This window comes from Catenulispora subtropica (genome assembly GCF_039531675.1).
GTDB lineage: Bacteria > Actinomycetota > Actinomycetes > Streptomycetales > Catenulisporaceae > Catenulispora > Catenulispora subtropica.
This window is the reverse complement of record NZ_BAAAQM010000049.1, coordinates 70,364-82,687: the sequence shown is the minus strand read 5'-3', so window position 1 is coordinate 82,687 and position 12,324 is coordinate 70,364. Positions and strand designations below refer to the sequence as shown.

The window sequence follows — 12,324 nt, the reverse complement described above, 5'->3', positions numbered from 1 at the left end:
GCGGGCCAGTTGCGGGTTCACGCGGACACCACCTTCATCGCGGCGTTCACGGGGTTCACGGGGTCTGCGGCCTGCCGGCCGGCCGGGACGGTCAGCAGCCCGGCCAGCGAGGCCAGGGCTTCGGGGACCACGCGGTAGTAGACGGAGGTGGCCCGCCGCTCGGAGGTGACGAGCCCGGCCTCGCGCAGCACCTTCAGGTGATGGGAGATCGTGGGCTGGGTGAGGTCGAACGGCTCGGTGAGGTCGCACACGCACGCCTCACCACCCTCGTAGGAAGCCATGATCGACACGAGGCGCAGCCGCACCGGGTCGGCCAGGGCCTTGAACACGTGGGCCAGCGCGCCGGCTTCGAGCTCGGTCAGCGGCTCGGCGACCAGCGGCGTGTGGCAGCTCGGGCCCGGAGGCACCTCTTTAATCGACACGAGTGAATATTGACAGACGTGAATAGCTCCAGCAAACCGAGGCCGTCTGCCATTCGGATCGTTCATGAGGCGTTCACCATGGCGTGATGTACCAGTGATCGCCCCGCGCGGTGATTGCCTACGGGGCCAGGCGGCGCGATTGATTTGACCTGCATGTTCTCGCGGCGCGGTGCGAATCCGCTGCGCAGGCGATTGCTGAGTGACGTTATGCGGCGCCGCGGAACATATCCGCCTAGATTCGGGCTCATGGGCGTGAAAAATGCCGAACCAGGATCACACCACCTGACGGTGTCCGCTCTGCCGGTCCTGGATTGGGCGGGGTGGCCGACGCCGTTCGTCTTCTTCACCGGCAAAGGCGGGGTGGGCAAGACGACCGTGGCCGGAGCGGTGGCTGTGGCGTTGGCGGACGCCGGGAAGCGCGTGCTGGTCGTCAGTACCGATCCGGCCTCCAATTTGGACGAGCTGTTTCTCACCGAGGTGGGCCCGGAGCCCGTCCCCGTGCCCGGGGTGCCGGGGCTGGAGGCGACGAATCTGGACCCGGACGCAGCCGCTGCCGCCTACCGCGAGCGTGTTCTGGCCCCCTACCGGGGCAAGGTCTCCGAGCAGGAGCTGGGAGAGATCGAGGAGCAGCTGGCCGGCGAGTGCACCGTGGAGGTGGCGGCGTTCGACCGGTTCACCCAGCTGATCGTCAATCCGGGGCTGGTCGGGCGCTATGACCATGTGCTGTTCGACACCGCGCCGACCGGTCATACGCTTCGCCTGATGAACCTGCCTAGTGCCTGGTCGCAGTACATCCAGACCACGCCGGCCGGGGCGAGCTGCCTGGGCCCGCGGTCCGGGCTGGAGTCCCAGCGCTCGCAGTATCAAGCGGCCGTGGAGCAGCTCGGGGACCCAGACCGCACAACGCTGGTGCTGGTGAGCCGCCCGGAGCCGGGGGCGCTGCGGGAGGCGGCGCGCGCCGGCGGCGAGCTGGCCGCGCTGGGCGTCGGCAACCAGCGCTTGGTCGTGAACGGTGTCCTGCTCCACCCGCTGACCGGTGACCCGATCGCCGAGGCGTTGGCCGCCCGGCAAGCCCAGGCGCTGGCTTCCATGCCGGAGGCGCTTCGGGCGCTGCCGGCCAGTGGCGTGCCGTTGGTGGCCTGGGATCTCGCCGGCCCGTCCGCGTTGCGCGCGCTCGCCGGGGGCGGAACCGCTGCGCCGGTCCGCGAGGCGGCAGCCGGAGCCGTACCGCCCGCGCCGCTGCCCGGCCTGGCCGGGCTGATCGACGACCTGGCCGACGGCGGCCCCAGTACGGTCCTGGTGATGGGCAAGGGCGGCGTCGGTAAGACAACGGTGGCCGCGGCGATCGCCGTGGGCCTGGCGGTGCGGGGCCACGAGGTGCATCTGTCCACCACCGACCCGGCGGGCCGCCCGGCCGACCTGCTGCCCGAGGACGGCACTGGGCGCCTGACGGTGAGCCGGATCGACCCCGCCGCCGAACTGGCCCGCTACACCGCCGAGCGCCTGCGGCGCGCTGCGAACCTGGACCCGCAGCGCAGGGCGTTGCTGGAGGAGGATCTGCGCTCGCCGTGCACCGAGGAGCTGGCGGTGTTCCGGGCGTTCTCGGGTCTGCTGATCGGCTCCCGCGACCGGTTCACCGTCGTGGACACCGCCCCCAGCGGCCATACGCTTCGTCTTTTGGACCTGGCAGGATCCTACGAACAGCAACTCACATCCGGCGCCGGCCAGGGCGCCGGGAACATCGTCACCCCTTTGGCGCGGCTGCGCGATCCGGACCGCACTCGAGTGCTGATCGTCACGCTCCCGGAGCACACGCCCGTGAGCGAGGCTGCCGTCTTGCAGCAGGACCTGAGAAGGGCCGGTATCGAGCCTTATGGATGGGTCGTGAACGCCGCCCTCACCGGCAGCGGCACCGGCGATCCTGTGCTGCGCTCCCGCGCCGCCCTGGAAGGGCCCCAGTTGCATCGCGTCCGCGTGGAGCTTGCGAAGCGTGCCTGGCTGGTTCCCTGGCACGGCGAGTCCCTGATCGGTCAAGACCGGCTGGCCGCGCTGACCGCCGCCTGAACACGCCCGCGCAGTCAGGGTGCATTCACCCCGATCAGGTAGAAGGCGGCGAGACCGGTCGCGGCGCGGTCGCCGCCTGCTTCTCGTGCAGCGTCTGTCCCCGGGCCCGAAGCAGGGAACGTGCGATCACGGGTGCAGCGATAAGACTGGGGAGCAGCCAGAACGCCCAGGTCGGCAGGTGGTCCCACAGCGGCAGATGCGGTCCGTTGTCGACGAAGAACGCGGTAAGCATCACCGCATACGAGCCGCCCATGCCCAGGATGTGTCCGGCATTTCCGGGCCGGCGGCGGCGACGGTGCAGGAACCCGATGACTGCACCGGTGTAGGCGAGTGTCCCCAGTAGGAGCAGGTCCCAGTCCTGCCGCCAGCGCAGGACGGCCAGGACCGCAGCGGACACGAACACGACGGTGATCGCCCTGTAGTACCAGCGGCCCAGTCGGATGTGCCGGGCGGAGCCCTTTCGGGTCAGCGCCGCGCCGGCCCCGGTGATGACGGCGGTCAGGCCTGCGGGCACGTGGACGGCCAGGATCGCGAGGAACGACGGAGCGGTCGATCCGACCTCGGTGCCCAGGATCCGGCTGGCGTCGATCACGATCGCCTCCACGCGGCATATATAGCGTTGCTACCTATAGCAAGGCTACATCGGCCGTTGCCGCTTCAACAGCCCCGGCGTAGCGTTACTACCTATGAAGGCCGAAGCTCTCAAGGGTCACCTGGACGGGATGTTGCTGGCCGCACTGGAGGATGGGCCGCGGCACGGCTACGCGGTGATCGAGTACCTGCGCGAGGCCAGCGGCGGACGCCTGGACCTGCCGACCGGCACCATCTACCCGGCGCTGCACCGCCTGGAGCAAGCCGGCCTGGTCGAAGGGTCCTGGTCGGTCACCGGCGGCCGGCGCCGGCGCAGCTATGTGCTCACCCGGGCCGGGCGCCAGGCGCTGGTCGGGCGCCGGCAGGAGTGGCGGACGTTCGCCTCGGTGGTCGGGGCGGTACTGGAGGCGAAGCCGTGGCCGAACCCCGCCTGATCCGCGACTACCGCACCGTCCTCGCCGCCAGGCTTCCCGCCGAGCTCGCGGAGGAGGTCGCCGACGGCCTGGAGCAGACCTACCGGCACCACCTGGCTGCCGGACGGGACCCGCAGGCCGCCGCAGAGGCCGCGGTGGCCGAGTTCGGCGCAGCCGAGACGATCACCGCCGCGATCACCGAGGTCTCACCGGCCCGCCACGCGGCCCGTATCCTGCTCGCCGCCGGGCCGCTGGTGGGCGGATGCTGGGCGCTGGTGCTCATCAACGCCCACGCCTGGACCTGGCCGGTACCGATCCTGGCCCGACTCGCCTTCGGCGCGACTCTGGCCGTCGTGATCGCGCTCCTGGTCGTCGCAGCCTTCTCCGCCCGGTATCGCACGACCGAACGCACAGCAGCAGCGGCGTTGATCGGTCTCGCCGTGCTCGATCTGACACTGCCCGGCGCCCTGGTTCTTCCGGGTGTGCTCCAGGGTTGGCCGGTGGCGCTAGCCGCAGCCCTGAGCCTTGCTCGCGCGACGTTCGCGGCCAGAGCCTGGCGGCGCATACACAGCACGTAGCCGTTTCGCAGAGCTCCGAGTTCTCGAGAAGGGCAAGCCGGATGACGGGGTCACCGACAACACCCCGAGCATCCCCGCGGTGGTCGCGGCGAAGCCGGGGCTGTGGCCCAGACCGCGCAACATGGTCACCAGCACGACTGAGCAGTGAGACCGGATCAAGGCCGGCTTTGTGACACCGGGACGATCGGCGCCGGCCCCGTCGGCCCCTCCCGGTGTCACACCTCGCCGACCAGTCCGGTCTCTAGGTTGAGAGGTTGATCACCGAGCTGAAGGGACGGCTACGAATGTCGTATCCAGAGCAGGTCTACTGGGGGGAAGCCGGCGAGGTCAGCGCACGTTTCCGTCCCGCCGACACCCCGCCGGAACTGGGAGAGCGAGGCGTCGACGCCTACGACTACCTGGCGACCACGGCCACGACCAGGGGAGAGTTCGGGCTCTACCACGTCGAGATGAGACCGAGGGCCGGCGGCCCCAAGACGCACTTCCACAAGACGATTTCGGAGTCCTTCTACATCCTCGAAGGGACGGTCCGCCTCTTCGACGGTGAGCGGTGGGTCGACGCCCGCAAAGGCGACTTCCTGCACGTCCCGCAGGGCGGACTGCACGCTTTCCGCAACGATTCCGACGAGCACGCCGAGATGCTCCTGCTGTTCACGCCGGGCGCACCCCGCGAGGAGTACTTCGAGCAAGTCGGACAACTGGCGAACGCCACGCGGGAGGAGCGGGAGGCGTTCTTCGCCAAGCACGACTCCTACTTCGTGGAGTAACCGTGACGACGTAGCCGCCGGTCATGTGACGCGCCGCGCACTCGCGGCGTGTCACAGACCGTCCGCAGGCCCGGTCTTCATGGGTGACACACCCGAATGATCGGAGTAACCGTGGCCGCCATCGAACGACAAATCTCCACCACAGTGCTGGTGATCGGCACCGGCGGCGCCGGCCTGCGCGCCGCGATAGAGCTGGCCGAGGCGGGCGTGGACGTCCTCGCGGTCGGCAAACGTGCCAAGGCCGACGCCCACACCTCTCTCGCCGCCGGCGGCATCAACGCCGCCCTGGCGACGATGGATCCCGAGGACAGCTGGCAGCAGCACGCCGCCGACACTCTCAAGGAAGGCTATCTGCTCGGCGACCCGCGCACCGCCGAGATCGTCGCCCGGGGCGCGGCTCGCGGCATAGCGGACCTGGAGCGCTACGGAATGGCCTTCGCGCGCGAGGCGGACGGGCGCATCTCCCAGCGCTTCTTCGGCGCGCACAAGTACCGGCGCACCGCCTTCGCCGGGGACTACACGGGCCTGGAGATCCAGCGCGCCCTTCTGCGACGTGCCGAGCAGTTGCGCATCCCGACGCTCGACGACGTGTACATCACCCGCCTGCTGACCCACGACGGCGGCGTGTTCGGGGCGTACGGCTTCGGACTGATCGACGGCACCCGGTACCTGGTCCACGCCGACGCCGTGATCCTCGCCGCCGGCGGGCACACCCGGATCTGGCGGCGCACGTCGTCGCGGCGCGATGAGAACACCGGCGACTCCTTTCGCCTGGCCGTGGAAGCCGGCGCACGGCTCCGGGATCCGGAGTTGGTCCAGTTCCACCCCTCCGGCATCATCGAGCCGGAGAACGCGGCCGGCACGCTGGTCAGCGAAGCGGCGCGCGGCGAAGGCGGCATCCTGCTCAACGGGCAGGGAGAGCGGTACATGCAGCGCTACGACCCGCAGCGGATGGAGCTGTCCACCCGCGACCGGGTCGCTCTCGCCTCGTACACGGAGATCAAGCAGGGCCGAGGCACGCCCCACGGCGGTGTCTGGCTAGACGTCTCCCACCTGCCCCGGCAGACGATCATGAGCAGGCTGCCGCGGGTCTACCAGACTCTGATGGACGTGCAGATGCTGGACATCACCCGGGAGCCGATCGAGGTCGCGCCCACCGCGCACTACTCCATGGGCGGGGTCTGGGTGCGGCCCGAGGACCACAGCACCGATGTGCGTGGCTTGTACGCGATCGGCGAGGCGTCCAGCGGCCTGCACGGCGCGAACCGCCTCGGTGGCAACAGCCTGATCGAGTTGCTCGTCTACGGCCGGCTCACAGGCCAAGCGGCGGCCGCCTACTCGCGGTCGCTGACCGCGCAGCCGCGCTCGGCGGTGGCGGTGGCACAAGCCCGTGCCGAGATCGACGCACTCCTGGCCGCCGACGGACCCGAGAACGTCCGGGCCCTGCAACGCGACATCCGCAACACCATGACCGAACACGCCGGCGTCGTCCGCGACGAAGCCGGGCTGCGCGCGGGGCTGACGGAACTGGAGGGGATCGAGAAGCGCATGGAGCACGTCGGGATCCACCCCGACATCGCCGGCTACCAGGATCTCGCGCACGCCTTCGACCTCAGGTCGGCGGCGCTGGCCGCCCGCGCGACGCTGGAGGCGGCGCTCGAACGCCGCGAGACCCGCGGCTGCCACAACCGCGCCGACTTCCCGGACCTCGACCCCGCGTTCCAGATCAACCTGGTGTGGTCACCGACGGCCGGCGTCACCAGGGAGCCGGTCGCCGCGATCCCGGACGAGATCGCCTCCCTCATGGAGGAGGTCTCCACGGAGGGCAAGCTCGCCGAATAGCGCCTAGATGTAATTGCGCTTGCGGTTTGTGACGCCCGGCGTCACAAACCGCCGCCCTGTCCGGTCTCAGCTGACGACACCGACCGACGTTCTTCAGGAGGCCGCCATGGACCCTCAAGGCACCCCCGCCATCGCCACGCTCGACGACCTGCGCCGCCACCTGCAATGGGCCATCGAGCTGGAGCACGCCACCATTCCCCCGTACATGTGCGCGCTGTACTCGCTGGACAAGGGCCGCAACCCTGAGGCCGCGCAGGTGGTCGGGACCGTCCTGGCCGAGGAGATGCTGCACCTCGCGCTGGCCGCGAACCTGCTCAACGCCGTTGGCGGAGAGCCGAGGCTCGACACCCCCGAGTTGCTGCCGCCGTATCCGCACCCGCTGCCGCACGGCGACCGTTCCATCGAGGTCGAGTTAGTTCCCTTCGGCTCGCGGGCCCTGGATTTGTTCCTGCGGATCGAGCAGCCCGCGAGGGCGGACGGGCCGCCGCAGGCCGACGGGTACCAGACCATCGGGCAGTTCTACGCCGCGATCGAGGCCGGTCTGCGTGCGCTGTGCGACGAACTGGGTGAGACCGCGGTGTTCTGCGGCACGCCCGATCGACAGATCGGCGAGATGCACCTGCACGGCGGAGGCGGCACCGTCATCCCGGTCCACGACTTGAAGACCGCGCTGGCCGCGCTGGCGGAGATCGTGGAGCAGGGAGAGGGCGCGGCGCGCACGGACGTGTGGGACGGCGACGTGGACGTGTTCCACCCCGAGCGGGAGGAGGTCGCGCACTTCTACCGCTTCCAGGAACTGCGGCTCGGCCGGCGCTACCAGGCCGGCGACACCCCGCAGTCCGGCCCGACCGGCGAGCCGATCGCCGTCGACCTCGACGGCGTACTGCCGATGCGGCCGAACCCGCGCACCGCCGACTATCCGGAAGGCAGCGCTATCCGGGTCGCGCAGGAGGAGTTCAACCAGACCTACAGCCTCCTGCTCTACCTGCTGGAGCAGGCCTTCAACGGCAGCCCTGGCGACATGAAGGAGGCCGTGCGCGCAATGTTCCAGCTGCGGGCGCAGGCTACGGCCCTGATGAACATGCCCACCGGCGACGGTGTGACCACGGCCGGTCCGACGTTCGAATACGTGCCGGCCGAGGCAAGGAGCTGATGCGCGGTCGCAGGAGCGTGGGGGTCCTGCCGCGTGTGCCACAAGATCCCCAGGAGGTAGGTGCGGACAATGCCGTCGGCCCACGATGAAGGGACACCAGCCGTGCCGGGCGGCGCGACAGACCTTGAGCGGGCCGTCACGGTTTTCGCCCATCTGCGGCCGCGCCTGTTCGGGATCGCCTACCGCATGCTCGGCAGCGCCACCGAAGCCGAGGACCTGGTCCAGGAGGCTTGGCCGCGCTGGCAGACCACCGATCGCAGCGTGGTCACCGACCCGGCGGCGTTCCTGTCGGCGACCGTCACCCGGCTGGCCATCAACGCGCCGCAGTCGGCACGGGTCCGGTGCGAGACCTACATCGGGCCCCGGCTGCCCGAACCGGACGGGGTGACAGTAGACTGGGTCGAGACGAACGGCCAGACCTCCGCCCTGATCAGCCACGACGGGGCCCTGTCCGGCACGATCACGGTGTGCGCTTCGGCCGAGGGCATCGACAAGGTGCTGTGGATGTTCAACCCCGAGAAGATCACCGAGCTGTCCCTGCCCGCAGGCCATGCTTTCCCAGTACGGTTCGCTGATGTCCGTGCGCCCCGACAATGACGACGCCCTCGTCCAACTCGCTGAAGCGGGCCGGTGGGGGGACGCCGTCGCACTGCGGAGTGTCCTGGCCCCGGACGTCGTCGCAATCTGCGACAGCGACGGCCTGATCCCGATGCTGGCCGAGCCCGTGTACGGCGTGGACGACGTTTCCGCCCTTCTCGCGGCGCTGCTTGGCGGCCGGCCGGACACCGAGCCGGCGATCGAGGCCGTGAACGGTCGACCCGGGCTGGTCGTACGCCGGGCCGGGAAGGCCGTCGCGGTGCTGGCCGCTCCGGCGGACGGCGCGCGGATCGGGACGCTGTGGATCGTGCTCAACCCGGCGAAGCTGCACCGGTGGGATCGGCAGCGCCCCGGAGTTGGTGAGGCCGGCAGACTTGGCCCAGGATGAGAGGGTGCACGCGGTGATCCGACCAGATAGAGGCCGATGGTGACTGATTCCGACGCCGGCGTCGAGCCGGGCGGCCCCGATGACCTGGAGCAGGCCGCGGCCGTGTTCACGAGCCTGCGACCCCGCCTGTTCGGGATCGCGTACCGTATGCTCAGCAGCGCCGCCGAAGCCGAGGACCTGGTCCAGGAGGTGTGGCTGCGCTGGCAGACCACCGACCGGCGCGCGGTGGTCAACCCGGCGGCGTTCCTGGCCACGGCGACCACCCGGCTGGCCATCAACGAACTGCAGTCTGCACGGGTGCGGCGCGAGACGTATGTCGGGCCGTGGCTGCCCGAGCCGGTCGACACCAGCGAGGACCCGTACCTCGGCGCCGAGCGGGGCGAGGCGCTGGAGTTCGCAGCGCTGTTGCTGATGGAGAAGCTTACGCCGAACGAGCGCGCCGCATATGTCCTGCGGGAAGCCTTCGACTACTCGTACGCGGAGATCGCCGACATCGTGCAGTCGACCGAGCCGGCGGTGCGTCAGCTGGTGAGCCGGGCCCGCAAGCACATGGCCGGTGAACGGCACGCCCCGGTGACCGCGGAGGCGCAGCGGAAGTTGCTGACCACGTTCCTGGACGCCGCCCGCACCGGCGACATGGCAGCTCTGGAACAGCTCTTCGCGGCCGACGCGACCAGCCTGTCCGACGGCAACGGCCGGCGCCAGGTGGCGCGCCGGGCGGTGGTCGGCGCGCAGGCGGTGGCGAAGTTCCTGGCCGCGATGTCCTGGTTCTGGGAAAGTGTCGAGACGAAGCTCACGACCATGAACGGGCAGCCCTGCGCCGTCCTGGTGGCCGGCGGGGACGTGTACGGGCTGCTCGCCATCGACGCTTCGGACGACGGCATCGAGCGGCTGCTGTGGATGGTCAACCCGGAGAAGAACGCGCAGGTTTCCGTTCCCGCCTGACCGAGGCTCCGCGGCTGGCAGCACCGTGACCGGGCCCACGCTGCCTGCACAGCGCGAGCCCGGTCTCATTTGTCAGCGGACCGTCAGCGCTTGAGCCAGTCCCGATAGGCGGTCTTCGCGATGACGGAGCCGTCCCCTTCCTTGGCGATCAGGGCGTCGCCCGAAGCCGCGGCGAACAACCCCGCGGTGTCGTCGACGATGACCGGGCGCGGGTCGCCGTGCGCGGCGAGGGTGATTCTTCCGAGTTCGTCGAGCGTGAACACCTCGGGGCCCGCGATGTTGCGGGTTCCCGTCAACGGGCTGCCGACGCTGACCTCCGCGACAGCCTGAGCCACGTCTGCGGATGCCATCGGCTGGATCAGCGTGGCCGGCAGACGGACGGCGGTCTCGTCCGAGGTCCAGGACATCGCCGCGGCCATGAACTCGAAGAACTGCGTGGCCCGGACGATCGAGTACGGGACGCGGCCAGCTTTGAGAAGGTTCTCCTGCAGCACCTTGGCTCGGTAGTACACCAAGTCCGGCACCAGGTCCGCGCCCACGATCGAAAGGATGACGGCGTGGCCGACCCCGGCCGCCTCGGCAGCCGAGGACAGGTTGTCCATGGAATGCTGGAAGAAAGCGGGCGAGGCCTCGTCGAAGGTCGGCGAGTTCGTCAGGTTGACGACGACGTCGGCCCCGGCCAGCGCCTCTGACAGGCCTTGGCCGGTCAGCAGATCCACGCCGGAGGACAGCGAGTGCGGCACCGCCTCGTGCCCGCCCTCGTTCAGGATGTTCACGACCTGCGACCCGATGAGCCCGGTGCCGCCGATGACAGCGATCTTCATTGCCTTGGTCTCCTCGTCCCAGTTCGCTTTCAGTTCGCCCGCGGGGCCCGGCGGTCCCTGCGTGCTTCCAGCTCTTCGTCGTCCACCAGAACGAGCATCGGCTGGTCCGGCTCGCAGAGCATGGTGACGACGAAGCGCACCGGGACGTCGTCGCGGCTGTTGCCGTCCTGGTAGTGGATGAACGCGGGTCCGTAGTGACGATGCGGCGGAGTGCCCGGATCGCCGGGCGGGTACTCGATGACGATCGTCATCGCGTGCGCACCAACCGGAATGAAAGGCGGGTGCGCCTCCTGCACTACGGTCAAAGCCATGAAGAGATCTCCCTGTTGAATATCTTGCACAAGCTGTGATCGAATCGCCTACTTCGCCGGGGGCGGGTTCAGCGGCAGCCACTCGTGGAGCCGGATCGTGCCGAGCTGCGCGTCGGGGCCCGGCACAAGCGTGTCCTTGTTCAGCAGGACGCCCCAGTAGCGCGCCTCCGGGTCGGTCACGACCGTGCGCGGGTCGCCGCGGAACGTCAGAGCCTTGCGGACGAACTCGTCCACGCCGAACTGCTCGGGACCGCCCACTTCGACGGTGCCGTTCACCGGGTTCCCGACCGCGACCCGGCCGACGGCGGCGGCCACGTCAGCGGAGGCCATCGGCTGGACGAGGGCGTCCGACAGCCGCACGGTGTCGCCGTGGGTGGCCTCGTCGGCGATGCCGCCGACGAACTCGAAGAACTGGGTCGCGTGCACGATCGAGTACGGCAGGCCGGAGTCCTTGATGAGCTGCTCCTGCACCTGCTTCGCGCGGAAATACCCGCTGTCTTGCAGACGGTCGGTCCCGACCACAGACAGCGCCACGTGGTGCCCCACGCTCGCGGCCTTCTCGGCGGCGAGGATGTTGGTGGTGGAGGTGCGGAAGAAGTTCATCACCGGGTTGTCCGCGAAGGACGGGGAATTGGAGACGTCCACGACCACGTCGGCGCCGGTCAGCACCTCGGCCAGCCCCTCGCCGGTCAGAGTGTCGACGCCGGTGTTCGGCGCGGCGGGAACCGCCTCGTGGCCGTGCTCCCGCAGTTTCGCCACAAGCTTCGACCCGATCAGGCCGGTGCCGCCGATGACCACGATCTTCATGATGGTGCCTTCCGTCTGCGCCCCGGCGGGTCCGGGACGTCGGTCACCAGCTGAGACCGGACACCACCGCGATCTGTGACACGGCCGGCGCCGAACCGGCCAGCACAGTTCTGTTCACGCAAGTCACAAAGGATGCCGGTGTCCGGTCTCAGCTGGCGTACCCCAGCGACCATGGAGCGATCATCTCGACCGACGTGAACTCCTTCGCCCAGCACGCCGCGGATCCGACCAGGGAACCCGCTCGCTACGGACGGAAGTTCCCAGGTCTGGAACCGCTGGACTATGCCCCGGACCTGCTGTTGTATGCCGGCGAGCGAGGAAACATCTGCGACGGCTCCACGATGCCGAACCCCGGGGGCGCAGGCGACGACGCCGTCGAGGCCGCCGGTTGGCCAGTACTGCCCCAAGCCTGATGCCGTCGCAACGACGTTCCGCCCGAACGAGCCGAACGAGCCGGAAGTGCTGGTCGGCTGGGCCGCAGGCCGCGAACGCGGCCCTTCTCGGCTGGTGGTCGGCGGTCTGCGGGTCGTCGCGTCCTCCTGGCGAGCGGGGCATCATGGGGTAAAAGTGTGTCCGAGGAGGGTGAAAACTGACCCAAAGGACGAACACCGCCCCAGGCCGC

The 12,324-nt window shown here is 69.7% G+C and carries 14 protein-coding genes and 1 pseudogene; 10 read left to right on the top strand and 5 right to left on the bottom strand.

The annotated features are described in order from the left end of the window. Positions 1–17 precede the first annotated feature (17 nt). A complete protein-coding gene (locus tag ABD466_RS33025; RefSeq protein WP_344661152.1) occupies positions 18–422 on the bottom strand; it encodes an ArsR/SmtB family transcription factor in 405 nt (134 codons plus the stop codon). A gap of 246 nt (positions 423–668) precedes the next feature. Between ABD466_RS33025 and arsA the strand changes: the two genes are divergently transcribed. Next, positions 669–2,486 carry an arsenical pump-driving ATPase gene (gene arsA, locus ABD466_RS33020; RefSeq protein WP_344661151.1) on the top strand — a complete coding sequence of 606 codons (1,818 nt, stop codon included), beginning with the start codon at positions 669–671 and terminating at the stop codon, positions 2,484–2,486. Positions 2,487–2,520: 34 nt separating this feature from the next. On the opposite strand, the gene ABD466_RS33015 is transcribed toward arsA, so the two are convergent. Further along, the gene (locus ABD466_RS33015; protein ID WP_344661150.1) at positions 2,521–3,078 is read right to left on the bottom strand and encodes a DUF2306 domain-containing protein; all 558 of its coding nucleotides are present in this window, start codon (positions 3,076–3,078) and stop codon (positions 2,521–2,523) included. Between the two features lie 94 nt (positions 3,079–3,172). Between ABD466_RS33015 and ABD466_RS33010 the strand changes: the two genes are divergently transcribed. The 8 genes and pseudogenes from ABD466_RS33010 to ABD466_RS32975 all read left to right on the top strand — a co-directional run bounded on the left by ABD466_RS33010 (position 3,173) and on the right by ABD466_RS32975 (position 9,760). Beyond that, complete coding sequence (locus ABD466_RS33010; protein WP_344661149.1) at positions 3,173–3,511, top strand: PadR family transcriptional regulator; 339 nt, start codon at positions 3,173–3,175, stop codon at positions 3,509–3,511. Continuing rightward, a complete protein-coding gene (locus ABD466_RS33005; protein ID WP_344661148.1) occupies positions 3,493–4,068 on the top strand; it encodes a permease prefix domain 1-containing protein in 576 nt (191 codons plus the stop codon). The genes ABD466_RS33010 and ABD466_RS33005 overlap by 19 nt, the downstream gene beginning before the upstream one ends. Before the next feature lie 284 nt (positions 4,069–4,352). Further along, entirely contained in the window at positions 4,353–4,835 is a 483-nt protein-coding gene (locus ABD466_RS33000) for a cupin domain-containing protein (protein ID WP_344661147.1), read from the top strand. A 111-nt stretch (positions 4,836–4,946) separates the two neighbouring features. Continuing rightward, positions 4,947–6,677, top strand: coding sequence for an FAD-binding protein (locus ABD466_RS32995; RefSeq protein WP_344661146.1), 1,731 nt, complete (start codon positions 4,947–4,949; stop codon positions 6,675–6,677). A gap of 106 nt (positions 6,678–6,783) precedes the next feature. Then, entirely contained in the window at positions 6,784–7,830 is a 1,047-nt protein-coding gene (locus ABD466_RS32990) for a ferritin-like domain-containing protein (protein ID WP_344661145.1), read from the top strand. Positions 7,831–7,899: 69 nt separating this feature from the next. Next, positions 7,900–8,226, top strand: a pseudogene (locus tag ABD466_RS44545) (sigma factor); the annotation flags it as partial. A gap of 178 nt (positions 8,227–8,404) precedes the next feature. Beyond that, complete coding sequence (locus tag ABD466_RS32980) at positions 8,405–8,815, top strand: sigma-70 family RNA polymerase sigma factor family protein (protein WP_344661143.1); 411 nt, start codon at positions 8,405–8,407, stop codon at positions 8,813–8,815. 36 nt (positions 8,816–8,851) lie between these two features. After that, positions 8,852–9,760, top strand: a complete 909-nt coding sequence (locus ABD466_RS32975) for an RNA polymerase sigma-70 factor (protein ID WP_344661142.1) — start codon at positions 8,852–8,854, stop codon at positions 9,758–9,760. An 83-nt stretch (positions 9,761–9,843) separates the two neighbouring features. Here ABD466_RS32975 and ABD466_RS32970 read toward each other — a convergent pair whose 3' ends face one another. Genes ABD466_RS32970 through ABD466_RS32960 form a run of 3 tightly spaced genes read right to left on the bottom strand, consistent with a single transcriptional unit; the run spans position 9,844 to position 11,702 of the window. Continuing rightward, on the bottom strand, positions 9,844–10,584 hold the full coding sequence (locus ABD466_RS32970) for an SDR family oxidoreductase (protein WP_344661141.1): 741 nt from the start codon (positions 10,582–10,584) through the stop codon (positions 9,844–9,846). A gap of 29 nt (positions 10,585–10,613) precedes the next feature. Beyond that, positions 10,614–10,895: a cupin domain-containing protein gene (locus ABD466_RS32965; protein ID WP_344661140.1), complete on the bottom strand. Its 282-nt coding sequence runs from the start codon at positions 10,893–10,895 to the stop codon at positions 10,614–10,616. A 48-nt stretch (positions 10,896–10,943) separates the two neighbouring features. Beyond that, the gene (locus ABD466_RS32960; RefSeq protein ID WP_344661139.1) at positions 10,944–11,702 is read right to left on the bottom strand and encodes an SDR family oxidoreductase; all 759 of its coding nucleotides are present in this window, start codon (positions 11,700–11,702) and stop codon (positions 10,944–10,946) included. 194 nt (positions 11,703–11,896) lie between these two features. Here ABD466_RS32960 and ABD466_RS32955 point away from each other — a divergent pair, with 194 nt between their 5' ends. Continuing rightward, positions 11,897–12,115: a hypothetical protein gene (locus tag ABD466_RS32955; RefSeq protein ID WP_344661138.1), complete on the top strand. Its 219-nt coding sequence runs from the start codon at positions 11,897–11,899 to the stop codon at positions 12,113–12,115. Positions 12,116–12,324: the final 209 nt, after the last annotated feature.

Excerpts from the sequence above, each read along its gene's own strand:
- arsA (WP_344661151.1), top strand. The coding sequence starts at position 669 with ATGGGCGTGAAAAATGCCGAACCAGGATCACACCACCTGACGGTGTCC.
- ABD466_RS33010 (WP_344661149.1), top strand. The coding sequence starts at position 3,173 with ATGAAGGCCGAAGCTCTCAAGGGTCACCTGGACGGGATGTTGCTGGCC.
- ABD466_RS33000 (WP_344661147.1), top strand. The coding sequence starts at position 4,353 with ATGTCGTATCCAGAGCAGGTCTACTGGGGGGAAGCCGGCGAGGTCAGC.
- ABD466_RS32990 (WP_344661145.1), top strand. The coding sequence starts at position 6,784 with ATGGACCCTCAAGGCACCCCCGCCATCGCCACGCTCGACGACCTGCGC.
- ABD466_RS32980 (WP_344661143.1), top strand. The coding sequence starts at position 8,405 with ATGTCCGTGCGCCCCGACAATGACGACGCCCTCGTCCAACTCGCTGAA.
- ABD466_RS32975 (WP_344661142.1), top strand. The coding sequence starts at position 8,852 with ATGGTGACTGATTCCGACGCCGGCGTCGAGCCGGGCGGCCCCGATGAC.
- ABD466_RS32970 (WP_344661141.1), bottom strand. The coding sequence starts at position 10,584 with ATGAAGATCGCTGTCATCGGCGGCACCGGGCTCATCGGGTCGCAGGTC.
- ABD466_RS32965 (WP_344661140.1), bottom strand. The coding sequence starts at position 10,895 with ATGGCTTTGACCGTAGTGCAGGAGGCGCACCCGCCTTTCATTCCGGTT.
- ABD466_RS32960 (WP_344661139.1), bottom strand. The coding sequence starts at position 11,702 with ATGAAGATCGTGGTCATCGGCGGCACCGGCCTGATCGGGTCGAAGCTT.